Source organism: Streptomyces sp. NPDC045021 (assembly GCF_056432645.1).
In genome coordinates this window covers 284,385-308,321 of sequence record NZ_JBWKIQ010000004.1, presented here as the reverse complement: position 1 = coordinate 308,321, position 23,937 = coordinate 284,385, and the positions used below count along the sequence as shown (strand labels likewise).

Below are 23,937 nucleotides of genomic sequence, written 5' to 3'. Positions count from 1 at the left end.
CAGAAATGACCAAAGCGGCGGCGCGTCGCTCGACCCATGGACATTCCGGGCGGTTGGTGGCGTCGAGCAGACGGGCGCGGCAGCGCGCACGTGGTCGGCACACGGCTCGGCGGGGGTCCGGCCTGGACGCTGTCCAGCCTTGCGCGACGACGGCGTCCCGCGTGATCAACCAGGCGTGATCAACCAGGCCTGGAGGACCGGCCGACGTGCGTCGAGGGTCCCTGGCTGCGCGTCGGCGCCCTGGTCGATGAGGGCGGGGTCGTCGCCTATCGATCGCCCTGAACGGCACGTCCTGTGTTCCGCCCGGACGCACCGAGGATCAGGACCGAGTGAATCCTCGGGATCGATGTGAGCCTCGTCATATGACGCACGCCACATACGACTCCGGGTAGTGGTGGATTTCGCGAGTGCGTCTGGCGCACGTACGGCGGAAATGGGTTGGGGTTTCCGCGGCCACGATGGTGATTAGTAGCGCCGGTGGTTGCTGACTTGTTTTCCCTGGCGCTAGACATCTCCCCCACCCGAAGAGCGCAACCGCAGAAGATGCGTCCTTTTCTGTTCGGCGAAACGCGCTCACACACCCGGAGAGATGGGGTCAGCCATGGGCAAACACGCCCGGAAACGACCGAATCGGACTCGCTTTGCCGTCGTTGGCACCGCGTCGGCAGCCGCCGTGACAGCGACCATTGCCTGCACCGTTCTGCCAGGAACTCCGGAAGCAGCCGATGCGCAGAACGCGTCCGCGTCGAAGGCGTTCGGGCGCGACCCGGTGCCGACGAGCGACGTCAGGACCCAGCAGGCCGACATCGCGCGGCAACAAGTCCAGGCGGCCGAGAACGAGGCCGAGGCCCGAGCCAAGGCTGAGGCCGCCGCCCGGTCGCAGGCCGAGAGCCGCAGGAAGGCCGAGGGCATCCGCAAAGCCGAGGGCCGGGCCAAGGCCGAGGCGCGCGCCAAGGCAGAAGCCCGCAAGCGCGCCGAGGAGGCCGCGCGGAGCCGCCAGGACGCAGCAGAGCGCGCAGCCCGATCACAGGCTTCGCAGCCGTCCGCCGGCGCGACGCCCACCGCCACCGCGTCCGCCGCCCCCTCGGCTTCCGCCTACACCGACGACCTCGACGGTTGGATCAAGGAGTCCTTGGCCGTCATGGCCAAACACGGCATACCGGGCACATATGACGGTATCTACCGAAACATCATCCGGGAGTCCTCGGGCAACCCGAAGGCCATCAACCTCACCGACTCCAACGCCGCGGCCGGTACCCCGTCCAAGGGCCTGCTCCAGGTCATCGACCCGACGTTCCAGCAGTACCACGTCGACGGCACCTCGATGGACATCTACGATCCGGTCGCCAACATCACCGCCGCATGCAACTACGCGGCCGCCAACTACGGCTCGATCGACAACGTCGACTCGGCGTACTGATCCCGGCACCCGTCCTCAGCCATCACTGCGACATCCGGGACGTGATTGCACGCTTGCGGCGGCTCGCTCGATCAGGGCGTCTCCCGCCTTCGAGGAACCCACTCATGTGCTGTGATGGGCTGTGATGTCGCGCAGCTGCCCGGCTAGCTGGAGCGAGTGATCGACCGCCTGGCGGGCCGACCACGAGTTCCCGCTCGTCGGCGGCGTCATCACTCCGGAAGTGGTCGAGAGCTGAATCGCCGTCAAACGCGAGCACGCGTTCGGCCCGATGCGGCTGCGCGCACGCAACCGTACGACTTCGCCCTCCAGGTCGGCGTCCGACCACTGGGCGGTTGTGAGTGGGTTCCGGGCGGTTCCAACCGCCCGGAACACTCACGACGCCAGTGCCACAGCAGGCTTACCTGGCGAGTTCGGCCGGTTCGTCGAGCCGTGTCAGCTTCCTTGGGTTTCTCACCAGGTAGACCCGTGTGATCTGCCCGTTCTCCACTTCGACGCTCAGCGCCGTGGCCAGCTCGCCGTCGATCTCGATCCGTCCCGCCGGCGCGCCGTTGAGCCACACGGCCGTCGTCTCGAGCGATGCCACTTCCACCCGGTTCGTGCGCGCGAGCACCTTCGCCACCAGTTCGACACCGTGGACCGGAGCCAGGGCGGCGGCCGCGAGCCCGCCACCATCGGCGATCAGGACCACGTCCGGTGCCATGACCTCCATCAGCTCCCGCAACTGCCCGGTTCGCAACGCTGCCAGGAACCGCTCCACCACGGCCTGCTGCTCCAACCGGCTCACCTGCGCCCGCGGCCGCCGAGCCGCCACATGCTCGCGTGCCCGCCGCGCGATCTGCCGCACCGTGGCCGCGGACTTTCCGACGGCCTCGGCGATCTCGCCGTACGGGACATCGAAGACCTCGCGGAGGACGAACACCGCGCGCTCCGTCGGCCCGAGCGTTTCCAGCACGGTGAGCATCGCGATCGAGACGCTCTCCGCGAGTTCGAGGTCCTCGGCCACATCGGGGCTGGTCAGCAGTGGCTCCGGCAGCCACTCGCCGACGTACTCCTCACGGCTGCGCGACAACGATCGCAGGCGGTTGAGTGCTTGCCGTGTGACGACCCGGACGAGGTACGCCCGTGGGTCACGCACCTGTGAGTGGTCGACGTCGGCCCATCGCAGCCAGGACTCCTGCACCACGTCCTCCGCGTCGGCCGCCGACCCGAGCATCTCGTAGGCGACCGTGAACAGCAGGCTGCGATGGGTCACGAACGGATTCTCGGTCATGCCGGCGACGCTACGTCGGACCGATGACGCGCGGCCAGCGGAATCTCGCAGGCATCGGAGAAGCCCTGCGACTCGATCCCGTTCGCATTGTTGTTCCTGGTCGCCATGTTGGTAAAGGCGATGAACGCGGTGAGCTCGACCATCGCCGCCGGGCCGAGCCGCTCGAGCAGACTCGCGTACAGCTCGTCGGTGACGGTCAGCGGTGTGTTCGTCATGGCCTCGGCATACTCCAGCACATCCCGCTCCAGCGGGGTGAACACCTCCGACTCCCGCCAGCGCGGCACCTGGCTCGCCTTGGACAGGTTCAGGCTCTGGTTCTGCGCTTGGAAGTAGCCGATGTCGAGGCACCAACTGCAGCCGACCTTTGCCGCGACAGCCATGTGCGCGAACGACTTGAGGCTCGCGTCGGCCGCATCCCACTCGCCCACCTTGGCCGAGAACTCCAGGTTGGACGTGGCGACCTTGGGACTGTGCCACACCACCTCGACGGGCTCGGGCACAGCACCGAGCTGCTGGATCATGCTCTCGCTGAGTTCGATGGGGAGCTCCGCCTTCGGAACGCGTAGCGCCATGGTGTCCTCCTTGGGTGTCTGCTTGTTCAGCATGAAGACACCACCGGGCCCGCGAATGTGACACCCGACGCCACCGTGCAGAGATCGTCGGCGTGAACGGGCCTGCCGCCGCTTTCCGGCGCAACCCGCCACCGCAGGCGTCAACTCATTGGCACCGAACCGCAGTTCCTGGCCCGTTCCTACCCGACCGCGAGAGCCCCGTGGGTTCACTGAGAACGTAGGGGTGGGGCTGCGAGGCGGCGGGCTTCTGCTGTGACCTCTGCGTCCATCTGTGCCGCCGTCTTGCCGACGAATTCGAGGGGTGCCGGACTCGTCGTCGAGTTCGGCCAGTTGTCTCGTCAGCGCAAGCACATGGCCGTGGGGCCTACGGTCACGCGCCCGCGGCGACCACTTTGAGTTCGTCGAGCGACTCCCGCAAGAAGTCCGCCAGGGTGCGTTCCCCGCTGTCGGCGACCCAGCGCTCGAAGCCGATCTTGAAGACGGCGATGCCCGCCTCCGCGGTGAGGCTCGCGGCCGGGTCCTTGACGCCGCGCCGGCGCAGCGTGGCGGCGAGCGCCGCGGACAGCGACGCGAGCTTGATCAGTTCGCGCTCGCGCAGCTCCGCGTTGGCCACGATGACGGCCTGACGCTGCCGGGCGAACTCATGGCGCTCCAGGAAGAAGGCGGCGACGGTCTCCAGCGTCGACGCCATCGCGTCGATCGGCGCGGCCGTGTCCGGGGTGTCGGCGAGGGTGTCCACGAAAGCCTGCTCCAGCGCGTGCGCACCCCCGAACAGGACCTCGCGCTTGTCGGCGTAGTGCCGGAAGAACGTCCGCTCGGTGAGCCCGGCGCGTTCGGCGATCTGTGCCGCGGTGGTCTGCTCGAACCCGCGCTCGCTGTAGAGATCCAGCGCCGCCTGTTCAAGTCGCCCGCGTGCGTTCGGCTCCCATCGACCCATACGCGCATCCTACGTGATGACAGCGCCTGACATCAGGTGCTACGGTTTGATGACAGTCACTGACATCGACTCGATCGCCGCGCATCCCGCGTTCCGGCACTCCCGTACCGGTACTCGTCAAGCCGCCGCGGCGCGGACGGTCGACTTTCCCGGAGGTTCCCCTCATGCGTGTTTTCATCACCGGCGCGTCCGGCTGGATCGGTTCAGCCGTGGTTCCGGAGCTCATAGGAGCCGGCCACCAGGTCATCGGGCTCGCCCGCTCGGACGCCTCGGCCACCGCTCTCACCGAGGCCGGCGCCGACGTGCGCCGCGGCACGCTGGATGACCTCGATACCCTGCGCAGCGCGGCTGCCGAGTCCGACGGCGTGATCCACCTCGCCTTCAAGCACGACATCGCGTTCAGCGGCGGCTTCGAGGAAGCCGCCGCAGCGGACCGGCGTGCCATTGACGCGTTCGGCGAGGCGCTCGCCGGCTCGGACCGCCCGTTCCTCATCGCTTCCGGGACGCTCGGGCTGTCGCCGGGGCGGATCGCGACCGAGCAGGACGGCCAGGCGTCCGGCCCGGTCGCCCACCTGACCGGCGGCCCCGCCAAGCGGATGGCCAACGCGCACGCGACGGCCGCTCTCGCGGACCGCGGCGTCCGCTCATCAGTCGTACGACTTCCTCCGACCGTGTACGGCGACGGGGACCACGGCTTCCTTGCCACCGTGGTCGCCATCGCCCGCGAGAAGGGCGTCTCCGGCTACATCGGCGACGGCGCCAACCGCTGGCCCGCCGTACATCGGTCCGACGCCGCGCACCTCTTCCGCCTGGCGCTGGAGAGTGCTCCGGCCGGCTCCACGCTGCACGCGGTGGCGGACGAGGGCGTGCCGATCCGTGCCGTCGCCGAGGTGATCGGGCGACACCTCGGCCTGCCCGTGGCCTCGGTCTCCACCGACGACGCCGCCGGGCACTTCACCTGGCTGGCCGGCTACCTCGGCATGGACAGCCCCAGCTCCAGCGCGCACACCCGTGAACTGCTGGGATGGCAGCCGACCCAGCCCGGGCTCATCGACGACCTCGACAAGGGCCACTACTTCGCCACCCCGTCCGCCTGACCACCTGACCACCCGCACGGTGACCCGATCCAGGACTCCAATGATCAAGATTTCGAAGATTCTGAAATGAGGCTCATTACGCGGTGTACCGCTGTACCGAACGTTACGGTGTCGAACATGTCAGGGAGAGAGGTGAGTTGATCGGCGGATGGTCTCGACTGGTGGAGCCGATCGACCAGGGCAGGATGGGCCGCTGTGGCGGGATGTGGGACGTGGCCGCCGGCTGCGGCCTACGCCGGGAAGCGCCGATCTGTGCTTCATCACGGACACGCCCCTGGATCAGGTGGTCGCCGAACTCGCCCAGTTGGGCGTTCCGATCGAAGAGGGACCAGTGCCGCGCACCGGCGCTCTGGGAAGTATCAGCAGCGTATACATCCGGGATCCCGACCAGAACCTCATCGAGATCAGCGTCTACGCGTCTTGACGGAATTGGCCGACAATTCCACGGCCACGTCGCCCAAGGCCGTCGCGGCATAAGGGCCGGCGCCTGAACCCTGCCGCCGGTCCGCCCCGGACCCGCGGGTGCCGGCACGATCCGTCGGAGGGGGTCGTGTGCACCGGGCCTTGTCCCGCACAGAGTGGAGGGCGGCGGTGCCCCCCTAGGAGACGCTCGCCGATCGACCTCCACGCGGCGCCTAGGTAGGCGTGATGGGCTGGTAGATGAGGAAGGCGAGGCCGTCACCGATGGTCTGGGCGTCGACCAGGCGCATGGGCTTCCTGTCGCTCGTATCGCCGAAGAGTCGCTCGCCGGCCCCGAGCACGACGGGGAAGACAACCAGCCGCAGCTCGTCGACGAGGTCGTGCTCGATCAGTGTTCGCCCCAGCCGACAGCTGGCGTAGACGACGATGTCTCCGTCCAGTTCCTCCTTCAGCTTCGTGACCTCGTCCACCACGTCACCCTTCAGGACCGTCACATTGGTCCATTTGGGATCTTCAAGGGTCGAGGACACCACGTACTTGGCCAGGCTGTTCAACCTGTCCGCCCACTCGCCGCTCCGAGACACCCACCGTGCCCCGAACCATGCGTCGCTGCGCCGACCCAGCAGGAGGGCTTCGGTACGCAGCGCCTCGTCGAACGAGACCTTGGCCCACTCTTCGAGGTCCGCGCCGCCGAACTGGCCGAACCAGCCGCCGAAGCTGAAACCCTCCTCACCGTCGGGGTCCTGGACCACTCCGTCGAGCGAGACGTTCGTGCTGATCACGATCTTTCCCATTTCGGTTCACCCTTTCCTTGGCGTCGTCAGCTACCACTGGTATTGACACCGCGACATCGAAAAAGTGGCGGGCCGCGAACCGCCCCGTTCGCCCCTTGTCCGGTGTCCATATAGGAAAGGGGCCATGGCGCGGAAAGAAGCGGAAGGAAGGTGACTCAGAGGTGGGTGAAGTGGCAGCCGACTTGATCTCACGGGCGCGGGCCGGAGACGGCGACGCGTTCCGGGAGCTGACCGAGCCGCACCGCCGGGAGCTGCAGGTGCACTGCTACCGGATGCTCGGATCCTTGCAGGACGCCGAGGACGCCCTGCAAGACACGCTGCTTGCCGCCTGGCAGGGCCTGGCGGGGTTCGAGGGACGCGCCTCGCTGCGCACCTGGCTCTACCGGATCGCCACCAACCGCTGCCTCAACGCGCGCCGGTCGGCCGGCCGCCGCTCGGCCAAGGAGTGGGACGTGCCCAATGTTGAACCGCCCGAGCCGACCCGGCTCGGCGAAGTCGTGTGGCTCGAGCCATTTCCCGACGCCCTGCTCGAGGGTGCCATCGACGTACCGCTCGGTCCGGAGGCCAGCTACGAGCAGACCGAATCCATCTCCCTGGCCTTCGTGACCGCCCTCCAGATCCTGCCGCCTCGCCAGCTCGCCGTGCTCATCCTGCGCGACGTCCTCGGTTTCCACACCAGCGAGGTGGCCGACATGCTGGACTCGAGCGTCGAGTCGGTCAAGAGCGCCCTGAAACGAGCGCACGCCGGCATGCGGCAACGACAGCCCACTCCCGGCGACCGCGAACCGCCGCCTGCCTCCGACTCATCCTCCGAGCGTGCGATCGTGGAGAAATTCGCCCGCGCGTGGGAGTCCGCCGATCTCGACGCGCTGGTGGCCCTTCTGACCGACGACGTCTTCATGTCGATGCCCCCCATGCCCTTCGAATATGAGGGCCGAGACCTCGTGGCCCGCTTCTGCGCCGGCATCTTCGGCGCAGGTCGGAGGTTCGACCTCGTCCCAACCCGAGCCAACGGTCAGCCGGCCTTCGGCGCCTACCTGCGCGCCCCCGACGGCATCAGCCACGGCATCGGCCTCTACGTCCTCACCCTCACCGGCGACCGGATCTGCGCCCTGACCCGCTTCGACAACAGCGTGCTCCCATGGTTCGGGCTGCCGCGATCACTGCCGAGCCGTTAGCCGGCTTCTGCGTGGTGTACGTGCCGGCGGATGTGCCGCTACCAACGTCCAGAGACAGCTTCTGACGGAATGGCCGTCCTGAGCCGTTCGGCCCATCAACCGATGAGTTTCGCGCGCCCCGGCAGTCCCATGAGATATGACCGACAAGAATCCGTACGAAACGATCAGCCTCGACCGCGTCGGCTACGGCACCGCCACCTTTCCGTGGAGCCGCGCCCGCGATCAGCTCGCCGCCGAACAGACCGATGTGATCGCCGTGCCGTACTTCCTGAGTACGGTCGGCCCGAAGGGCGCCCCACACACAGCGGGCGTCGGCGTCATGTGGGACGACGGCGACCTGTACTTCACCAGCGGTCCTGGCACCCGCAAGTCCCGCAATCTCGCCGCCAACCCGGCCTGCACCATCGCGGTCCGGCTCGGCGACCTCGACCTGGTGCTGGACGGCGAAGCGACCCGGGTCACCGATCCACCCACCCTGGAACGCCTGGCAGCCCGCTACCGCACCTCGGTCGGCTGGCCGGCCGAGGTCGCCGGCGACGCGTTCACCGCGCCCTACAGCGCCCCCAGCGCCGGCCCCGCGCCCTGGTACCTGTACCGCTTCACCTTCCACACCGCGGTCGGCCTCGGCATCAAAGAGCCGCAGGGCGCAACCCGCTGGCGTTTCGAGCGATGAGGGGCGATGACGCGGTCGAGAACTCGCGCTGTGCCATAACGTGCGTTAGGACGGTGCACGTCGCTGGCTCATCCAACGACGAGGGCGCAGCCCCACCCACATCGGTGGCACCGGCTACCGCCATTTCGCCTCCTGGGCGAAAGGCTGAACGCGGCGATGGTCCCGCCGACGGGCACGGCTCGAACGCTCACGCCCCGCCCAGGGCGCGGCGCACGCCCAGCTGGCCGATCAGGATGCCTCCGTCCACGGGGAGGGTCACGCCCGTGATCCAGGAGGCGTCTCGGGAGGCCAGGAACGCGACCGCTGCCGCGATGTCGTCGGGCAGGCCGACCCTGCCGAGCGGATAGTGCGCGGCAAGGGCTTCCAGTCCGGCCTCGCGCCCCGCCCACGCGTCGGTGTGCACCGTGCCAGGAACCACCAGGTTGACGCGGACGCCGCGAGGGGCCGCGTGGCCCGCGAGGGTGCGGGTCAGGCTGGCGAGGCCCGCTTTGGCCGCGCTGTAGGCGTGGTTGCCGAAATCCTGTTCGCCGTTGACCGATCCGATGCTGACGATCGCCCCCCTGCGGTCGGGGGCGGCCGCGAGATGTGGGAGGGCTGCGCGGGCGCAGCGGTAGGCGCCGGTGAGGGTGATGTCGAGGTCCTGGTGCCAGATCTCGTCGGTCTCGTCCTCGAAGAGCGGGGCGTCCGGATGGCAGGAGCAGGCGTTGTTGACCAGCACGTCGAGCGTGCCAAAGCGCTGGACCGCGTACGCGACGGCCGCCTCCACCTGGGCGCGGTCCGCCACGTCGCAGGGCAGCGCCACGGCGTCTCCCGCGGACTCCCGGATGCCGGCCGCCACCTTTTCGGCGCGGTCCTCGTCCAGATCGGTGACCAGCACCTGTGCGCCCTCACCTGCCAGCCGGCGGGCGGTGGCCTCGCCAATGCCGCGTCCCGCGCCGGTGATCAGTACGCCGTACCCCTCGAAACGTCTCATGGGCGGCTCACTACCCGGTTAGCACGAGAGCTGAACCGCGGGGGGAACTCCGAACGTCCATATGGTCACTCGCATCAACAGGTCGTCCACGAAAGGACCGACGGGCAGCGAACTCACACGGCCGGATCACCGATACGCGGGCGCGAGCGGCGGCACCGAGCAGCGGAACTGGTCGGCCGGAGCCTCCCGATATTCGATGATTCCTGGCCCATTCGAGCTGCAGGAGTACCTCGTGCAGTGCATTCCGCAACGGATTGAGGGTCCACCCGATCTCCCACCCCCGTCCGCAGGCTGGACCAGGCGTCTCGAATGCCGCCCTGGCGCCCTCCATGCTTAGCCGCGCCCCACTCCAGTGCTTACCGATAACGATCGCCTGCTGGATCGAGCATCACGGTGCTGCGACCGGCGCTTGGACAGGCGGGAGCGCGTCGAGGGCGAAGAGCTGTCCGTAGCCAGTGATTTCGGTGGTGTTCGCGCGGGCCGCGCGGAGGGCCGACCACAGCAGTACCTGATTCGCGGTCAGTACAGGACGGCCGAGTGTGATCTCGAGACTTTCGATCGCGCCGACGGCGCGGAAGCCGTTGCCTCCGATGACGACGGCCTCGGCATCCTCGGGGACGTGTTCGGCCGCCCAGTCGTGCAGGTCGCCCGGCTGGATGAGCGTCTGCCCGCTGGGGAGCGCGCAGGGGGCGGAGAACACTACGTCGAATCCGGCGTCCTGGTAGTAGGTCCGGCCGAGGTCGTTGAGCCCGGTGTCGAACCACGGTGGATCGATCAGGCCGAGGCGCGTGGCGCCCACGGTATGCAGCGCGTCGACAGTCGCGGCGCAGGTGGCGACCACCGGCAGTCCGTGGGCACGAGCCGACAGGCGTTTGAGCATCGCTGCTTCGCCGTGCGCACCGATGACGTACGCGGAACTGGTGAAGGCGAAAGCGATCGCAGCAACGGGCGCGGCGGCGAGCTGCTCGGTTGCGTCGTCGACGTAGGGCGGACCGGCGAAGGCCCGGACCGGGGCAAGCGGGATCGTGGGGTCCATGGCGCCGCCCTGCCGCATCGCGCCGAACGCCACTCGAGCGGCGTGGATGCCCACGTCAGGCGGGGCCATGGCGCGCAGTTCCGACTCCGGTCCCACGTCGGCGTGTGGTGTGAGTACGCCGAGGCGCACCCGTACGTCCCAGCCATCGGGTCGCCACATTGCACTCGCTCCTCAAGCGACGGACTGCCTCACGTCCCATTCTGTGCGCTCTACGCCCTGTGCGCGACGCCTGGCGCCCGGCAGAGCCCCACCCGCCCCGGAGGCCCGAACACGGCGAACACCACCCCCCCGCAGGCAACAGCCACGGCCACCCCGCGCGAACACCCGCGGCAGGGTGGGCCGGGCCCCGGCGAGTGAGCCGGCCCGCCGCAGACCTTGCTTCAGCGGCAGGAAGCGCCCAATCCGTTGACCCGCCCAACGGCTACGGCCTGGTCAGACGCCGGTGCCACCACGCACTACGCCTCTGCGAGGACGCAAAGGGATCCGGCAAGGTCCGTTGCTCGAACTCTTCATCGAGCCTGGCCACGATCCGCCACAGATCACGACGCGCAGGCAACGGCACCACTGACAAGCTCATGACCGCAGTCGATCACGGCCACGAAGCACTGGTCCACAAGGTTTCACACCCAACCTCACCACGGTCCCTGTAAATGCCCCGCAACGGAGACCGGCGGAGCAGTGGGTAGCGGGGCCCGGCAACCGCGCCGGGCCCCAAATGTGATGGCTTGTCAGCAGCGCGGCTGAATGCGGGCGGTGAGGAGGTTGGGGTCCCGCTGGGTGAGGTAGGCGGCCGAGGTTACGTACATGGTGTTGCCGCGCACGGCGACGGCCGTGGGATTCTGCAGGCCGTCCTGGGCGCTGAGCACGATGGTGTGGGTGCCGTCGGGCTCCACCAGGGCGACCTGTTCGGACTGGTCGAGGGCTGCGAGGATCCGGTCACTGCGGCCGATGAAGGCGAAGTCGTCGATGCCGGGCAGCTGGTCGGCCCTGATCTCGGCACGACCGGCTGCGCCGTTCTTCTCCAGCGGGAAACGGAGCACGGTTCCCTTGTCCATGTTGGATGCCCAGACGGCGCCGTTGTGCACCTTCAGGCCGTTGGCGCCGAGGAAGCCGGCCGAGGCGAGCTCTGGGCCGGATGCCCAGACCGTCGCCTTGCCGCCGCTGGTCGATACGCGCCAGATGACGCCACGGACCGAGTCGGTGATGTAGAGCCGGCGGGCGTCCAGGGCCAGGCCGTTGGGGAGGCCGTCAGCGGGCAGCGCGGCGATCCGCTCGGGCGCGCCGCCGGGGGTGAGCCGCCAGACGCCGGTGAGGTCACCGGTGCCGGTGGCGTACAGGAAGTACAGCGTGCCGTGCGCGTCCCTGACCAGGCCGGTGACCAGGGGGAAGCCAAGAGCCGGGGTGTGCACGCCTCCGTCGGCCGGTGCGGGCAGGGTCGCCAACACGCGGACCGATCCGTCGCGGGTGACCTGGGCGATCTGGCGGGCGGCTGAGAAGGTCAGGTCGATGCTGCCGTTCGGTTCCCAGACGATGTTCTCCGGCATCTGGCCGCCGGCCAGGTCGAAGTGCTCAGCGATGTGTGCGTGTGACAGCGGTGCTGTGGCAGCCGTTGCCGAGCCCGGCCAGCCGACGGTGAGGGAGGCCACCGCAACGGCGGCGACCAACATGTTCCTTGCGAACTTCTTCGACACGTTTCTTCCTTGGGTCGTGGATGGTGGTGCGGTGCCGGTCAGTCGTCGTCTTGGCATGGCGGCCCCCGGAGTCCGGAGGCGATGGTGCCGCCGGCCGCGCCGGGACTGAGCGGCATGGATCGTTCTCTTGGACGTCAGCGCCCTGGATCGGAGGTATCCGGCCCGGCTTTGCTTGTGGCCTCACTGTGGGTGCGGTCGGCGGTGGGCAACCAGCCCCGGCTCTGCCTATGCCTGGTGGGGGCAGGCTGCATGTGCCGTCGTCGCCCACACTCGAAGGCGAGGGCCTCCTGACACGCCTCACGGGGCGGCCTCACCTGGACGACAGAGTTGTGCTGCGCATCCCGGTGCATTGCGTACGCGAAGCATCGGACATGTGACAGGCGCCGACCGGATCGATATACGACGTCGGCCCGCCGGAGTGGTCCGGCGGGCCGACGGTGGAATTCAGCTGTGCGAGTGGCCTCTCCTCCTGGAGAGGCCACTCGCCTGTCGGTTACTGCGGCGCGGTCGCGTCCGATACCGCGTGGACGAGACTCAGAGGTCGCGCGGATTGGCGTGCGGCGGGGTGGCAGATGAGGCAGGCACAGGTTCAGTGATCATGGAGTTGCGACGCTCGTGATCATCAAGGAGACCTGTGCCTGCGCTGCCATCATGGCTGACCGAACCGCTATGGAAGGCCGGTTACGACTCCGCTGGCACCCGCACCGAACTGGACCGGCGAGCACTGCACGGACAGATCGCCCACAAGGGCGAGAAGGCACCGATCCAGGCCGGCCGGCGCTGGCACGTCGAACGCACCCACGCCTGGCAGAACGCCTACCGCCGCCTGGCCCGCTGCTACGAACGCCGCACCATGGTGATCAACGCCTTCTTTGACCTCGCCGACACCGTCGTCACCGTCCGAAGTCTGATCCGACGGGCGGGGACCACTCACCGCTGGGACGCCCGCCCGCGCCGCCGCCGGTGACTCAACTCTTCTCCTGCGACTCCTCGTTCGTCTGCTGCACGCCGTCCAGATCATCGGCGTAGTGCTCGATCGCCCGCCGATAGTCCTGCACCCGACGGTCGCTGCTGGTGATGGCCAGCGTCTTCAGCAGCAGCCGCACCGCCTCGCGGCCTTCACCCTCGTTGTACAGCGCCATAGCCAGGAAAGCCCGCAGTGCAGGATCGTCCGGGAACTCATCGAGTCCTTGCCGCAGGGTCTGCACGGCCTCCCTGTAGGAGCCCCGGACCCGGTGAGTGCTCCCCAGCCCGAGGAAAGCTCCGTGACGATCCTCCGGAGACAGGCCCACACCGCCCAGGGCCCGCTCATAGAACGGCACAGCCTCGCGCTCCAAGCCGAGAACATCGTGTGCCCAAGCGGTCTGGTAGGCGATCTCGGCATCCTCGGGATACCGCCCGGCCAGCTCCACCAGTTCTGCCCGGGCCTGCCCAGCCTGACCCCGTTCCCGCAACTGAACCGCTCGCGCCAGCGCCGCGGCCCTCTCGTGATCATCGTTCATGTCGCTCTACGGTGGCACACCGTGCCCGATCGGCCAAGCGCCGCCTATGCCTCACCGCCGGACCATTCCGCGCGAGCTCTCAATCCCCCGAGTTTTACGCCGAGTTCACGAGGCAGGAGCAGTGCTTCTACCATCGCGTCCGACTGGGAGGGGGTGAGCCGCGTTCGATACGACTCGCCATCCTTCGTCAAGCTGATGCGCGTCCTCATGGCAGGGGAACACACTCTCGTAGGAAGTCGGCCTTGGTCCGGCAGCACGACGCCCCGAGCCCTCGATGAGGGGGCTCGGGGCGTCGTGCTGCCGCCGGCGAGAGAAAGCACCGGCGGTCGCACTCAGATACTGCTCCTCGTCATCCGAACTGGCCGGGCTGGTAGTCGCCGGCGGGCTGCTGAACGATGACGTTCACCCGGTTGTAGGCGTTGATGAGGGCGATGAGGGACACCAGCGCGGCGAGCTGGTCCTCGTCGTAGTACTTGGCAGCATTCGCCCACGCCTCATTCGTGACACCACCGGCCGCGTCGGCGATCCGGGTGCCCTGCTCCGTCAGCTCCAGGGCAGCGCGCTCGGCGTCGGTGAACACCTGGGCCTCCCTCCAGGCCGCGATCAGGTTGAGGCGCGTCGAGGTCTCTCCTGCGTGCGTGGCGTCCTTGGTGTGCATGTCGGTGCAGAAACCGCAGCCATTGATCTGACTCGCACGGATCTTCACCAGTTCCTGCGTCGCGGCCGGCAGCGTCGAGTCCGACACCGCCTTGCCCGCCGAGTTGATGTACCTCAGGAACTTGCTGCCGACCGGGTTGCCGAAAATGTTCAAGCGAGCATCCATGATGAGCTCCTATGTCGTTGCTGGTGCTTACAACTCATTGACCGATCAGCCCGGCCAGATGTGACAGGAACGAATGTGACGTGCGTCTCCCCTGCCGCACCGGGGCAGGAAGCCGACCGGCGGGGTCCGCGCCGAGCCGGCCAACCACGGGCTCCGAGGGGCGGCGCCCGGCTGGCGAGCCGGACGCGGCAACCGCGCATGTCAGGCCGGCGAGGTGATCGGTCGGCCGAGGTGCCGGGCGAAGAAGCGGACCGCACTGTCGGCCTCGAACCTGGGCAGTTCCTTGTGCTTGCCCGAGTTCACGTGCAGCGACTTCTCCTTCGAGGCGAAGGCGTCGAACAGCGCGAGACCCTCCTCGCGCGAGATGTGCTCGTCGTCCCACTGCAGGTCGAACTCGATCGGTACGGTGATCCGCTTCGCCTGCTCGGCCAGGACATCGGGCCAGTGCTGACCGAAGACCGCGGCCGTGATCCTGGGTTCGATCGCCACGAACGGGATTCCGATCGCGGTGCCCATATTGATGCCCCAGAAGCCGACCGGCCCGTCGGTGCCGATCTCCGGGAGTTCCTGGAGGGCGTCCAGGGTCGCCCGGTACTCGGGGACGGCGAGTTGCGCCAGGTGGTCGTTGTAGCGCACGACGATCGGGCCTTCCGGCTCGCCGGCCGCCCGCGCCCGGAACAGCTCGGCGATTTCCGCTTCGTCGTGCGCCGTGCGCGGCCGGTCGCCGTGACCAGGTGCGTCGATGACGGCGACGTGGAAGCCGCAGTCGTTCACGAGGAGACGGGCGCGGCCGGACATCGCCGGATGCTTCTTGTGGTTGCCGCCGCCGTGAGCCATCAGCACCAGGGGCGCGCGATCGGCCGCGCTGGAGACCGGAGACCAGAGAACGCCGGGGACCTCGCCGACGATGAAGTCGCGTTCGAGAATGCCGCTGGACGACGACTCGGCGGTGAACTGCAGAGAGTGCATGAGGTGTTGCCTTTCGGGAGTGCCTTGTTGTCGAGGCGCTCCCGGGACACCTACGTCAATCGCCCGACCGTGACAAAGAGGGGAGCACCCATACAGATACCGCGTTCATGGGTCCCACCTCCTCGCGTGATGTCTCGGCCCCCGAACGCTACCGGCCGAACGTCATCCCGCCCAACCCCTTTTCCCAGGCAGGTTCGCCGGGTATCGGAAAGGCCGGCTCGACGCAATCGCGCCGGGCCGGCCTTTCCGTGGTGCATCCCTCTCGGGGTGGCGAGCAGACCGCTCGCCGGGGCTGGGGGTCAGTCCGTGCCGAACTCCATCGCGGCGCGGTCCAGCATCTCGTCGTCATCGGAGACGTCGCCGCGGGAGGCGATGGCCTCGGCGCCGCCCTCCGGCATGGTGCCGATCAGCCCGGTCGCTGCCGCCTGGGCGGCACCGATGGCGGGATTGGCGGTGCCGATCAGGCCGAGCGCGGCGTACTGCTCCAGCTTGGCGCGCGAGTCGGCGATGTCGAGGTTGCGCATGGTGAGCTGGCCGATCCGGTCCACCGGGCCGAATGCCGAGTCCTCGGTGCGCTCCATGGACAGCTTGTCCGGGTGGTAACTGAACGCCGGGCCCGTGGTGTTGAGGATCGAGTAGTCCTCACCGCGCCGCAGCCGCAGCGTCACCTCGCCGGTGACGGCCGCGCCGACCCAGCGCTGCAGCGACTCACGAACCATCAGCGCCTGCGGGTCCAGCCAGCGGCCCTCGTACATCAGCCGGCCCAGGCGCCGTCCCTCGTTGTGGTACTGGGCGAGGGTGTCCTCGTTGTGGATCGCGTTGACCAGGCGCTCGTAGGCGGCGTGCAGCAGGGCCAGGCCGGGCGCCTCGTAGATACCGCGGCTCTTGGCCTCGATGATCCGGTTCTCGATCTGGTCGGACATGCCCATGCCGTGCCGGCCGCCGATGGTGTTCGCCTCCATCACCAGGTCGACGGGGGTGGTGAACTTCCTGCCGTTGATCGTCACCGGGCGGCCCTGGTCGAAGCCGATCGTGACGTCCTCGGTGGCGATCTCGACCGAGGGGTCCCAGAACCGCACGCCCATGATCGGCTCCACGCTCTCCACACCGGTGTCCAGGTGCTCCAGAGTCTTGGCCTCGTGGGTGGCACCCCAGATGTTGGCGTCGGTGGAGTACGCCTTCTCGGTGCTGTCGCGGTAGGGCAGGTCGTGGGCGAGGAGCCACTCCGACATTTCCTTGCGGCCGCCGAGCTCGGTCACGAAGTCCGCGTCGAGCCACGGCTTGTAGATCCGCAGGTGCGGGTTGGCGAGCAGGCCGTACCGGTAGAACCGCTCGATGTCGTTGCCCTTGAACGTCGAGCCGTCGCCCCAGATCTGTACGTTGTCCTCGAGCATCGCCCGGACCAGGAGGGTACCCGTGACGGCACGGCCGAGCGGCGTGGTGTTGAAGTAGGCACGCCCGCCCGAGCGGATGTGGAACGCCCCGCAGGTGAGCGCGGCCAGGCCCTCCTCGACCAGCGCCGCGCGGCAGTCGACCAGACGGGCGATCTCGGCGCCGTAGATCTTCGCACGGCCGGGCACCGAGGCGATGTCGGGCTCGTCGTACTGGCCGATGTCGGCGGTGTAGGTGCACGGGCTGGCGCCCTTGTCGCGCATCCACGCGACCGCGACCGAGGTATCGAGGCCGCCCGAGAAGGCGATACCGACGCGCTCGCCGGCGGGAAGGGAGCTGAGAACCTTAGACATAGGAAGATTATGCATAATCACGCATGAACATGCAACGTCGGGCCCCGTTCCGCCGGGTCGAGGTTGGGTGGACCTCTGATGGGCGACGTCGCCGGTCGGCGCAGTCAGCAGCGGAACAGGCCGAGCGCTGCAGACGCTCGATCGGCGGGGCCGGCGGCTCCGGGAGGCGTCGCTCAGGCGCTCAGGCGCTCAGGCGCTCAGCGAGCAGCGACCCGCCGACGACGATCATCATGGCACCGGAGACACGGGTGACGGCACAGGCCGCTGACGGGCGGGTCTTCAATACGGTGCGTGCCCGTACGGCGGCGGTGAGGTAGACGGCAGCGCAATCGCGCACGCCCAGTCCGCACCCGGGGTGAACACCAGCAGAAGATCTACTGTCAGGAAGGCGCCAGTGTCGTCGCGTCCCCCGGTGACCGAGCCGGCCGCTCGCGTGAAGCTGGAATGGCGATGCTGCGACGCGCGGCATTCCCCTCCGGGTCACAGTCGGACGGCCACGACGACGGCCGTGCTGCGGAAGCCCGCTACATTTCGTGCGGGCCGCTGAAGCCCAGGATCGGCATTCTTAGCGCCAAGTGAACAGGAAACAAACGTTCTTCGCTCGAGGGTGGGTCTCCGGCGAAGAGGTCGTTCTTGAGCCACCGTTGACTCCTAGACTTGCCGATGGTGTCGAGGTGCCAGGGGTGGTGACCTGCGGTCGTCAGCCGCGCTTGCTCTTGCACCTCCTCCCGCGGCGGCCGGCCGTCGGATGGGAGGTCATCCGTCTTCGGCGCGAGCCTGCCACGCCTTCAACTCCCTCTACTCCCGTTGGCTCGTGAAGAGAGCTGCCCAGTACTCGCGTCAGGGAAAGGCAATCGTCCATGCCATTGCGAAGCGCCGTCGCCACTTCGCCTGCGGGGCCGGACCCGGGATCTCAGAAACCGTCAACGGGGATGGGGATGGGTACCACCAACCGGCTTGCACGATGGGTGGGGACGCGCTGGTTCTGGCCGGTCGCTGTCGCGGTCGGCTACGTGGGGCAGGTGGTCTTTCGGCTGTCACTGGTCGCCGGGCAGAACTATCCGGTGGTGGGCCCCGACGAGCAGATGTACCTCGTTCTGGCGCGGCTCCTGGCGGGTCGTTCTTCGACCGAGATCCCCGGTGACATGGTGATCCCCGGCGGGTACCCGTTGTTGATCTCGCCGGCGCTGCGGATGGCACACGATCCCGTCCAGGCGTACCACCTCATCCTGGGGATCAACGCGCTGCTGAGCTGCCTGGTGCTGCCGCTCGCCTATGTCGCGCTGCGGCGGCTGGATGTGCCGCGTCCGGTGTCGTACGCCTTGGCGACAGCGGTGGTGGTGCTGCCTCCGGTGGTCTTCTACTCGCAGTTCGCGCTGGCCGACACCCCGCTCCCGGCGCTGGTTCTGACCTGGCTGATCGGCGTTCACGGTCTGCTGTCGGAGGGTTCCTTCCGCCGCAGGTGCGGATTTGGGATCCTGGCGGGCAGCGCGGCCGGATTCAGCATGATGGTCCACGATCGTGGCGGTGTGGTCGTCGCGCTGACGTGCCTGGTGCTGCTGGTGGCCTTCGTACGGGAGTGGGCGCCGCGCCCGGCGACCGCCGCAGCGCTGACGGCCGTTGCGCTCATGTTCGCCGTGGAGCGGGAGTTGGCCCGTTGGCTCCTGGCCCACCTCGACGGCACCCACCCCAGCCAGGTGGGAAACGCCGTATGGGCGACACTCCGCACCCCGGATCTGTACCAGCGCACGATCATGCGATGGATCGGCCACATCTGGTACTTCGTCACCTCGACGTGGGGCATGGGCGCACTGGGCCTGATGGTCTGCTGCGCCTGCCTGGTCAGCGCCAAGGCGCCGCGCGCGGACCGCGTCGTCGCTTTCCTGGCGGTGACATTGTTGCTCGGGGTTTCGCTGGCGGCTGCGGCGGCGCTGCCCGCCGACCGCCGTATCGACACGATCGTCAATGCCCGCTATCTGTCGCCGCTGGTTCCCGCGCTGTTCCTGGCCGGGACGGTTGCCCTCCACCGGATCAACGGGCGCCGAGCGCTGGTTCGGGCCGGGATGGCGGCGATCGCGCTGACCGTGGCGCTCGCCGGGGCTCTGGTGGTCCTCGCGGCGGGACGCTTCCAACGGTTGAACTTCATTCTCTGGGCCCTTCCGGACAGTACCTTCCTGTCGAGTCGCTGGTCGGGCAACTGGGGCGTCTCCTCCGTGATGCTGACGACCGTGGCAGCCCTGGTGGCCTTCACCGCCACGGTCCTGCTGAGAGGGCTGCTCGGCAGTCGGCGGCCCGCCAGGGCGATGATCGGCGTCGGCGTGGCGCTGACGCTGTTCGCCGGATGGGCGACGGTGACGATCACCCAGCACGTTTCCCGGCCGACCACCGCACACGGGTACCCGGACGCCACCGGCTTCATGAAGCAGGCGGGGATCCGGCAGGACGACCGGCTGGTCATGGACTACAGCGTGGGATGGCGCACCCGGCAGACGATGGCGTACATGGTTCTCGACGGCCGGGTCTGGTCGCGCGACCTTGACGGTCCCGACACCCCGCCGGACGGCGCGAACGTCGCCGCGATGACCGTCCGCCGGGCATCCGCCCCCGCTGCGGACAGCTGGCCGAAGGCTCCCGTGGGCTGGCATGTCGCGGTGGTGATCCCTCAGCGCGGCCTGATCATCTGGCGCCGCAGCGGGTGATTCCGCCGTTCGTACCGCCACGCTGTCAGCGGCCGCATCAGAGGGCACCGGCGACGGTGGCACTGACGGCAGCGTCGGTGGCACTGACGGCACCGGCGGCGGCACTGACGGCGGAGGGGTTTTCGTCGATCCAACGGGCAAGGGCGACAAGGGTGGCCTCGACGCTGTCGGTCATGTAGTCGCGCAGTGCGGCGAGTTCGCCCCGGGTGGTGCCCAGGACCGGGTCGGCGCGCAGCAGCGACCACGACTGGGTGACCACGGTGCCGCCTCCGTGGGCCTGCATGCCCCATCGCCAGTGGACGATGCCGTCCTCGGCGCCGCCGACGACGAAGGCGAAGCTCGCACCCGGCTGGGCTTCGACCACCTGGGAGCGGGTGGTCCATTCCCTGTCCGCCTTACGGTTGCGGCCGCTGAACCAGGCACCGACGCGAGGCCCAGCGTCCTCGTCGTAGGTGATCTCGCTGGCGTTGGGACTCCAGTGGCCGACCATCGACACGTCACTGACCAGGTCGTAGACCACGGCGGGCGGGGCGGCGACCCAGGCACGTCGGGTGAAGACGAACTCGGCCGTGTCGAGGGTCTCCTGGTCGTTGGCCATGGTGTTCATCGTGCTCATCTTCTTCTCTCCCGGGTCGGGCGTGGCTGTGCATTCCTGGTGACTTCCCCGCCTCGGAGCTGCCGGGCAGCAACGCCGGCGCCCTGGGGAGAGGAAGCTCCACCCTCACCGCCGGCCCGGTGGTCGGCCAGACCCGTTGGTGCCTACCCATGGCACGGTCAGGCTGGGGCGCGTGGGGCACTGCATACTCGCTTCCATGAGCGGACGAGAGGACCTCGGCAACTTCCTGCACACCCGCCGATCCCAGTTGCGACCCCAGGACGTGGGGCTGTCGACCTACGGGGAGCGGCGTCGGGTGCCGGGGCTGCGGCGCGAGGAACTGGCCCTGCTGGCAGGAGTGAGCAGCTCGTACTACACCCGGCTCGAGCAGGGACAGTCCCTCAACGCCTCCCCCGAGGTGTTGGACGGGATCGCCCGGGCCCTGCGTCTGGACGAGGCCGAGCGGGCTCACCTGCATGGCCTGGCCCGGGCTCGGACACGGCGCGGCCGCCCCGGCAGACCGGTGCCCGAGCGGGTGACGGCGGCGACCAGCCAGCTGGTGGCCGCATTGGGGGATGTGCCCGCGATCGTGCTCGGTCGAAGCAGTGACGTGTTGGCCTGGAACCGAATGGGGCACGCGTTGTTCGCCGGACACCTGGATCCGGACAGCGTCCACCGGTCGGCTGATCGCCCGAACATGACCAGGCTGGTCTTCCTCGACGCTCACATCCGTGCGCTGTATGGGGATTGGCCCGGCAAGGCACGGGCGGTGGTGGGAAACCTGCGACTGGCGGCCGGCCTGCGCCCCGATGACGCCGCCCTCGGGGCGCTGATCGGGGAACTGGCGATGAACAGCCCTGAATTCGTGTCGATGTGGGCCGACCACCGGGTGCAGGCCTGTGATGTCGCCGAGTACGAGATGCGCCATCCGCTGGTCGGCACACTGACCGTCACCCAGCAGGCCCTGGCCACTCGCCAGGGAGAGGGACAGCATCTCGTCCTGGCCACCGCGGAGGCCGGATCCGCATCACAGTCCGCACTGGCCCTGCTCGCACAGGCCACCACACCCGCTCACGGACCTACCCACGCGCCTGCCCACGCACCGGCACCGGGTGCTTCGGCGGAGGCCCGCTAGCCCACTGGCCCGTCGGTCCCCGCGGGACACGCTCGCCCGGCCGCGATCCACCTCCCGGAAATGCCAGCAATCTAGTGAGTTAGTTTGCTAGCATGCTCGCGTGGGAGACGAGGATGTGAAGCAGTTCAACGTGTACCTGCCCATCGGATTGATCAAGCAGGTCAAACACCGCGCCATCGAGTCGGAGCAGTCGCTGTCGGCGCTGGTTGCCGAGGCGCTGCGCGCCTACCTCGATGACCCCCGCCCGAAGCAAGAGCGACCGTCCGACAAGGAGACCTGACATGACGACCGAAGGCATCGAGGCCGTGTTCCTGGAGACCCACAACTGGGGGAAGTCGGCGAAGTTCTTCCAGGAGCTGGGGTACGAGTTGGACTTCGCGACAGATCACAACTCCGGTCTGCTCCGCAACGGCGACGGCCCCTACCTGTTCATCGCCGAGGTCCCCGCGGACAAGGAGCCCCAGACGCGGCTCGTACTGAAGGTGCCCGACGCGGATGCCTTCCGACCCTCCCCCGGTGTTGAGGTGGTCACCCCGTTCGAGGACACCCACTTCGGGACCAGGGAGATGACCGTCCGTGACCCCGACGGGCGGCTGTGGAGCCTGCAGGCCCCGGTAAAGCAATGATCACGGGAACCGGAGAGGGAGTGCGTCATGGCTGACGAACTGACCGCCGCGCCGGACAGCACGGCGGTACGGGTGGCCCTGTGGCGGGCCCTGCACGTCCAGGTGGACCCGCCGCCCCATGTGCTCGAGGACGAGATCGGCTTGCGGCTGGCCGACCCCGACGACGACTGGCGGCACCGCGGGGACATGGACCCGCGCGGGACCAGCTGGTTCCGGGCGGCGATCGTGGCCCGCGCCCGCTTCATCGAGGACCTGGTCGTCGAACAGGCCGGCCGGGGCGTCGGCCAGTACATCATTCTGGGAGCCGGTCTGGACACCTTCGCCCAGCGCAGGCCGGAGATTGCCTCCCGCTTGCGGGTGTTCGAGGTCGACCAGCCCGCTCCCCAAGCCTGGAAGCGCCGGCGCCTGGCCGAGCTCGGCTTCGGCGTCCCCGAGTGGCTGCGACTGGTGCCGGTCGACTTCGAGGCGGGCGGGTCGTGGTGGGATCAGCTGACGGCTGCCGGCTTCGACGCGAGCCAGCCCGCGGTGGTGGCGTCCACCGGCGTCGCCCTGTACCTGACCAAGGAGGCGAACGCGGCCACGCTGCGCCAACTCGCGTCGCTTGCCCCAGGCTCCACGCTGGCCATGACGTTCCAGCTGCCGTCGGAGCTCCTCGATGAGGAGAAGCGCCCCGGATTCCAGGCTGCGGAGATGGGGGCCAGAGCGGCCGGCACACCGTTCATCAGTTTCTACGCGCCGCAGGAGATGCTGGCGCTGGCGCGCGAGGCCGGATTCGCGGAAGCCAGGCACGTATCGGCACCTCTGCTCAACCAGCGGTACTTCACGGGCCGGCCGGATGGCCTGCGCACATCGATCGGGGAGGAGCTGTTGGTGGCGACCACCTGACCGCCCTCGGCTCCGCCGCCCGGCAGGCGCCGTCCCGCCGCGACCCTCTCGGGAGTGGTCGAGCAGCCGGTGCAATGTCCGGCGGCGGGGCACCGGTGCTGCGGGGGCGGTCCCGGTCCGGGGACGCATAGGCTGGCGGAAGTCCTGGCGCGGCCCGGGCCGGGAACGACCGGGAGCGGATGTGCGAGACGGCGACCAGGAGCTGGCGAAGGCCCAGCGCCGGCACTGGCAGCAGACCTACGGCACCAACCCGGGCATGTACGGGGACCAGCCCTCGGATCCGGCCGTCCATGCCGCCGAGACCTTCCGCGCCGCGGGCGCGAGCGACGTGCTGGAGCTTGGTGCCGGGCACGGCCGCGACGCGCTGTTCTTCGCCCGCTCCGGCTTCACGGTGCTCGCAACCGACTTCAGCCCGACGGGCCTTGGGCAGTTGCGCGAGGTGGCGACGGCCGAGGACCTGGGCGTTAGGGTCACCACGGCGGTGTACGACGTCCGCGAGCCACTGCCGCTCGCCGACGCCTGCGCCGACGCCGTCTTCGCGCACATGCTGCTGTGCATGGCGCTGTCCACGAGGAAGATCCACGCCCTGGTGGCCGAGGTCGAGCGGGTCCTGCGGCCGGGCGGCACCTTCGTCTACACCGTGCGCCACACTGGCGATGCCCACTACGGGGCCGGCATCGGACACGGCGACGACATCTGGGAGCACGGCGGCTTCGCGGTCCACTTCTTCCCCCGCGATCTGGTCGATGCCCTCTCCGACGGCTGGAACCTGGCCGAGGTCCACCCCTTCGAGGAGGGCGACCTGCCCCGCCGCCTGTGGCGCGTCACTCAGACCAAGTCCCGCTGACCACCACCTCGGTCATGCCGGCGGACCTCCTTGTCGGCGCCTCTTCGTCC

23 protein-coding genes and 1 pseudogene are annotated in these 23,937 nt (G+C 68.7%); 11 read left to right on the top strand and 13 right to left on the bottom strand.

The annotated features are described in order from the left end of the window. Positions 1-673 precede the first annotated feature (673 nt). Positions 674-1,420, top strand: a complete 747-nt coding sequence (locus tag AC07DC_RS15520) for a transglycosylase SLT domain-containing protein (RefSeq protein WP_478914906.1) — start codon at positions 674-676, stop codon at positions 1,418-1,420. 397 nt (positions 1,421-1,817) lie between these two features. On the opposite strand, the gene AC07DC_RS15515 is transcribed toward AC07DC_RS15520, so the two are convergent. The 3 genes from AC07DC_RS15515 to AC07DC_RS15505 form a co-directional block, all read right to left on the bottom strand. After that, on the bottom strand, positions 1,818-2,690 hold the full coding sequence (locus AC07DC_RS15515; RefSeq protein WP_478914905.1) for an RNA polymerase sigma-70 factor: 873 nt from the start codon (positions 2,688-2,690) through the stop codon (positions 1,818-1,820). Then, positions 2,687-3,262: a carboxymuconolactone decarboxylase family protein gene (locus AC07DC_RS15510; protein WP_478915139.1), complete on the bottom strand. Its 576-nt coding sequence runs from the start codon at positions 3,260-3,262 to the stop codon at positions 2,687-2,689. The genes AC07DC_RS15515 and AC07DC_RS15510 overlap by 4 nt, the downstream gene beginning before the upstream one ends. Before the next feature lie 370 nt (positions 3,263-3,632). Continuing rightward, positions 3,633-4,199 carry a TetR family transcriptional regulator gene (locus tag AC07DC_RS15505; protein WP_478914904.1) on the bottom strand — a complete coding sequence of 189 codons (567 nt, stop codon included), beginning with the start codon at positions 4,197-4,199 and terminating at the stop codon, positions 3,633-3,635. A gap of 164 nt (positions 4,200-4,363) precedes the next feature. On the opposite strand from AC07DC_RS15505, the gene AC07DC_RS15500 reads away from it, so the two are divergent. Beyond that, positions 4,364-5,296, top strand: coding sequence for an SDR family oxidoreductase (locus tag AC07DC_RS15500; RefSeq protein WP_478914903.1), 933 nt, complete (start codon positions 4,364-4,366; stop codon positions 5,294-5,296). Between the two features lie 635 nt (positions 5,297-5,931). Here AC07DC_RS15500 and AC07DC_RS15495 read toward each other — a convergent pair. Further along, entirely contained in the window at positions 5,932-6,510 is a 579-nt protein-coding gene (locus AC07DC_RS15495; RefSeq protein WP_478914902.1) for a dihydrofolate reductase family protein, read from the bottom strand. Between the two features lie 170 nt (positions 6,511-6,680). Between AC07DC_RS15495 and AC07DC_RS15490 the strand changes: the two genes are divergently transcribed. Together AC07DC_RS15490 and AC07DC_RS15485 are read left to right on the top strand one after the other, a co-directional pair. Continuing rightward, a complete protein-coding gene (locus AC07DC_RS15490) occupies positions 6,681-7,688 on the top strand; it encodes a sigma-70 family RNA polymerase sigma factor (RefSeq protein WP_478914901.1) in 1,008 nt (335 codons plus the stop codon). A 136-nt stretch (positions 7,689-7,824) separates the two neighbouring features. Then, positions 7,825-8,361 (top strand): pyridoxamine 5'-phosphate oxidase family protein, encoded by a 537-nt coding sequence (locus AC07DC_RS15485; RefSeq protein ID WP_478914900.1) that lies wholly within the window; start codon positions 7,825-7,827, stop codon positions 8,359-8,361. Between the two features lie 187 nt (positions 8,362-8,548). On the opposite strand, the gene AC07DC_RS15480 is transcribed toward AC07DC_RS15485, so the two are convergent. The 3 genes from AC07DC_RS15480 to AC07DC_RS15470 all read right to left on the bottom strand — a co-directional run bounded on the left by AC07DC_RS15480 (position 8,549) and on the right by AC07DC_RS15470 (position 12,061). Beyond that, positions 8,549-9,334, bottom strand: coding sequence for an SDR family NAD(P)-dependent oxidoreductase (locus AC07DC_RS15480; protein ID WP_478914899.1), 786 nt, complete (start codon positions 9,332-9,334; stop codon positions 8,549-8,551). Positions 9,335-9,722: 388 nt separating this feature from the next. After that, positions 9,723-10,529: a maleate cis-trans isomerase family protein gene (locus AC07DC_RS15475; protein ID WP_478914898.1), complete on the bottom strand. Its 807-nt coding sequence runs from the start codon at positions 10,527-10,529 to the stop codon at positions 9,723-9,725. Positions 10,530-11,098: 569 nt separating this feature from the next. Next, the gene (locus tag AC07DC_RS15470; RefSeq protein ID WP_478914897.1) at positions 11,099-12,061 is read right to left on the bottom strand and encodes an SMP-30/gluconolactonase/LRE family protein; all 963 of its coding nucleotides are present in this window, start codon (positions 12,059-12,061) and stop codon (positions 11,099-11,101) included. A gap of 673 nt (positions 12,062-12,734) precedes the next feature. Here AC07DC_RS15470 and AC07DC_RS15465 point away from each other — a divergent pair. Next, positions 12,735-13,028: pseudogene (locus AC07DC_RS15465) on the top strand (transposase); the annotation flags it as partial. A gap of 1 nt (position 13,029) precedes the next feature. On the opposite strand, the gene AC07DC_RS15460 reads toward AC07DC_RS15465, so the two are convergent. From AC07DC_RS15460 to AC07DC_RS15440, 5 genes are all read right to left on the bottom strand, one after another. Continuing rightward, on the bottom strand, positions 13,030-13,563 hold the full coding sequence (locus AC07DC_RS15460) for a tetratricopeptide repeat protein (protein WP_478914896.1): 534 nt from the start codon (positions 13,561-13,563) through the stop codon (positions 13,030-13,032). 349 nt (positions 13,564-13,912) lie between these two features. Continuing rightward, the gene (locus tag AC07DC_RS15455; RefSeq protein ID WP_478914895.1) at positions 13,913-14,386 is read right to left on the bottom strand and encodes a carboxymuconolactone decarboxylase family protein; all 474 of its coding nucleotides are present in this window, start codon (positions 14,384-14,386) and stop codon (positions 13,913-13,915) included. Positions 14,387-14,587: 201 nt separating this feature from the next. Next, positions 14,588-15,355 carry an alpha/beta hydrolase family protein gene (locus AC07DC_RS15450; RefSeq protein WP_478914894.1) on the bottom strand — a complete coding sequence of 256 codons (768 nt, stop codon included), beginning with the start codon at positions 15,353-15,355 and terminating at the stop codon, positions 14,588-14,590. Positions 15,356-15,654: 299 nt separating this feature from the next. Beyond that, a complete protein-coding gene (argG, locus tag AC07DC_RS15445; RefSeq protein ID WP_478914893.1) occupies positions 15,655-17,100 on the bottom strand; it encodes an argininosuccinate synthase in 1,446 nt (481 codons plus the stop codon). Positions 17,101-17,281: 181 nt separating this feature from the next. Beyond that, the gene (locus AC07DC_RS15440) at positions 17,282-17,437 is read right to left on the bottom strand and encodes a hypothetical protein (protein WP_478914892.1); all 156 of its coding nucleotides are present in this window, start codon (positions 17,435-17,437) and stop codon (positions 17,282-17,284) included. A 601-nt stretch (positions 17,438-18,038) separates the two neighbouring features. Between AC07DC_RS15440 and AC07DC_RS15435 the strand changes: the two genes are divergently transcribed. Further along, the gene (locus AC07DC_RS15435; protein WP_478914891.1) at positions 18,039-19,799 is read left to right on the top strand and encodes a hypothetical protein; all 1,761 of its coding nucleotides are present in this window, start codon (positions 18,039-18,041) and stop codon (positions 19,797-19,799) included. 37 nt (positions 19,800-19,836) lie between these two features. On the opposite strand, the gene AC07DC_RS15430 is transcribed toward AC07DC_RS15435, so the two are convergent. Further along, entirely contained in the window at positions 19,837-20,415 is a 579-nt protein-coding gene (locus AC07DC_RS15430; RefSeq protein WP_478914890.1) for an SRPBCC family protein, read from the bottom strand. Positions 20,416-20,611: 196 nt separating this feature from the next. On the opposite strand from AC07DC_RS15430, the gene AC07DC_RS15425 reads away from it, so the two are divergent. The 5 genes from AC07DC_RS15425 to AC07DC_RS15405 all read left to right on the top strand — a co-directional run bounded on the left by AC07DC_RS15425 (position 20,612) and on the right by AC07DC_RS15405 (position 23,887). After that, complete coding sequence (locus tag AC07DC_RS15425; RefSeq protein ID WP_478914889.1) at positions 20,612-21,529, top strand: helix-turn-helix domain-containing protein; 918 nt, start codon at positions 20,612-20,614, stop codon at positions 21,527-21,529. A 100-nt stretch (positions 21,530-21,629) separates the two neighbouring features. Then, on the top strand, positions 21,630-21,809 hold the full coding sequence (locus AC07DC_RS15420) for a ribbon-helix-helix domain-containing protein (protein WP_478914888.1): 180 nt from the start codon (positions 21,630-21,632) through the stop codon (positions 21,807-21,809). Position 21,810: 1 nt separating this feature from the next. Continuing rightward, positions 21,811-22,155 carry a VOC family protein gene (locus AC07DC_RS15415; protein WP_478914887.1) on the top strand — a complete coding sequence of 115 codons (345 nt, stop codon included), beginning with the start codon at positions 21,811-21,813 and terminating at the stop codon, positions 22,153-22,155. A 27-nt stretch (positions 22,156-22,182) separates the two neighbouring features. Continuing rightward, complete coding sequence (locus AC07DC_RS15410) at positions 22,183-23,040, top strand: class I SAM-dependent methyltransferase (RefSeq protein WP_478914886.1); 858 nt, start codon at positions 22,183-22,185, stop codon at positions 23,038-23,040. A gap of 181 nt (positions 23,041-23,221) precedes the next feature. After that, positions 23,222-23,887 (top strand): class I SAM-dependent methyltransferase, encoded by a 666-nt coding sequence (locus AC07DC_RS15405; RefSeq protein WP_478914885.1) that lies wholly within the window; start codon positions 23,222-23,224, stop codon positions 23,885-23,887. The last annotated feature ends 50 nt before the right edge of the window (positions 23,888-23,937 follow it).

Excerpts from the sequence above, each read along its gene's own strand:
- argG (WP_478914893.1), bottom strand. The coding sequence starts at position 17,100 with ATGTCTAAGGTTCTCAGCTCCCTTCCCGCCGGCGAGCGCGTCGGTATC.
- AC07DC_RS15505 (WP_478914904.1), bottom strand. The coding sequence starts at position 4,199 with ATGGGTCGATGGGAGCCGAACGCACGCGGGCGACTTGAACAGGCGGCG.
- AC07DC_RS15455 (WP_478914895.1), bottom strand. The coding sequence starts at position 14,386 with ATGGATGCTCGCTTGAACATTTTCGGCAACCCGGTCGGCAGCAAGTTC.
- AC07DC_RS15410 (WP_478914886.1), top strand. The coding sequence starts at position 22,183 with ATGGCTGACGAACTGACCGCCGCGCCGGACAGCACGGCGGTACGGGTG.
- AC07DC_RS15415 (WP_478914887.1), top strand. The coding sequence starts at position 21,811 with ATGACGACCGAAGGCATCGAGGCCGTGTTCCTGGAGACCCACAACTGG.
- AC07DC_RS15480 (WP_478914899.1), bottom strand. The coding sequence starts at position 9,334 with ATGAGACGTTTCGAGGGGTACGGCGTACTGATCACCGGCGCGGGACGC.
- AC07DC_RS15460 (WP_478914896.1), bottom strand. The coding sequence starts at position 13,563 with ATGAACGATGATCACGAGAGGGCCGCGGCGCTGGCGCGAGCGGTTCAG.
- AC07DC_RS15500 (WP_478914903.1), top strand. The coding sequence starts at position 4,364 with ATGCGTGTTTTCATCACCGGCGCGTCCGGCTGGATCGGTTCAGCCGTG.
- AC07DC_RS15485 (WP_478914900.1), top strand. The coding sequence starts at position 7,825 with ATGACCGACAAGAATCCGTACGAAACGATCAGCCTCGACCGCGTCGGC.
- AC07DC_RS15450 (WP_478914894.1), bottom strand. The coding sequence starts at position 15,355 with ATGCACTCTCTGCAGTTCACCGCCGAGTCGTCGTCCAGCGGCATTCTC.
- AC07DC_RS15435 (WP_478914891.1), top strand. The coding sequence starts at position 18,039 with ATGGGTACCACCAACCGGCTTGCACGATGGGTGGGGACGCGCTGGTTC.
- AC07DC_RS15430 (WP_478914890.1), bottom strand. The coding sequence starts at position 20,415 with ATGAGCACGATGAACACCATGGCCAACGACCAGGAGACCCTCGACACG.
- AC07DC_RS15495 (WP_478914902.1), bottom strand. The coding sequence starts at position 6,510 with ATGGGAAAGATCGTGATCAGCACGAACGTCTCGCTCGACGGAGTGGTC.
- AC07DC_RS15510 (WP_478915139.1), bottom strand. The coding sequence starts at position 3,262 with ATGGCGCTACGCGTTCCGAAGGCGGAGCTCCCCATCGAACTCAGCGAG.
- AC07DC_RS15475 (WP_478914898.1), bottom strand. The coding sequence starts at position 10,529 with ATGTGGCGACCCGATGGCTGGGACGTACGGGTGCGCCTCGGCGTACTC.
- AC07DC_RS15425 (WP_478914889.1), top strand. The coding sequence starts at position 20,612 with ATGAGCGGACGAGAGGACCTCGGCAACTTCCTGCACACCCGCCGATCC.
- AC07DC_RS15515 (WP_478914905.1), bottom strand. The coding sequence starts at position 2,690 with ATGACCGAGAATCCGTTCGTGACCCATCGCAGCCTGCTGTTCACGGTC.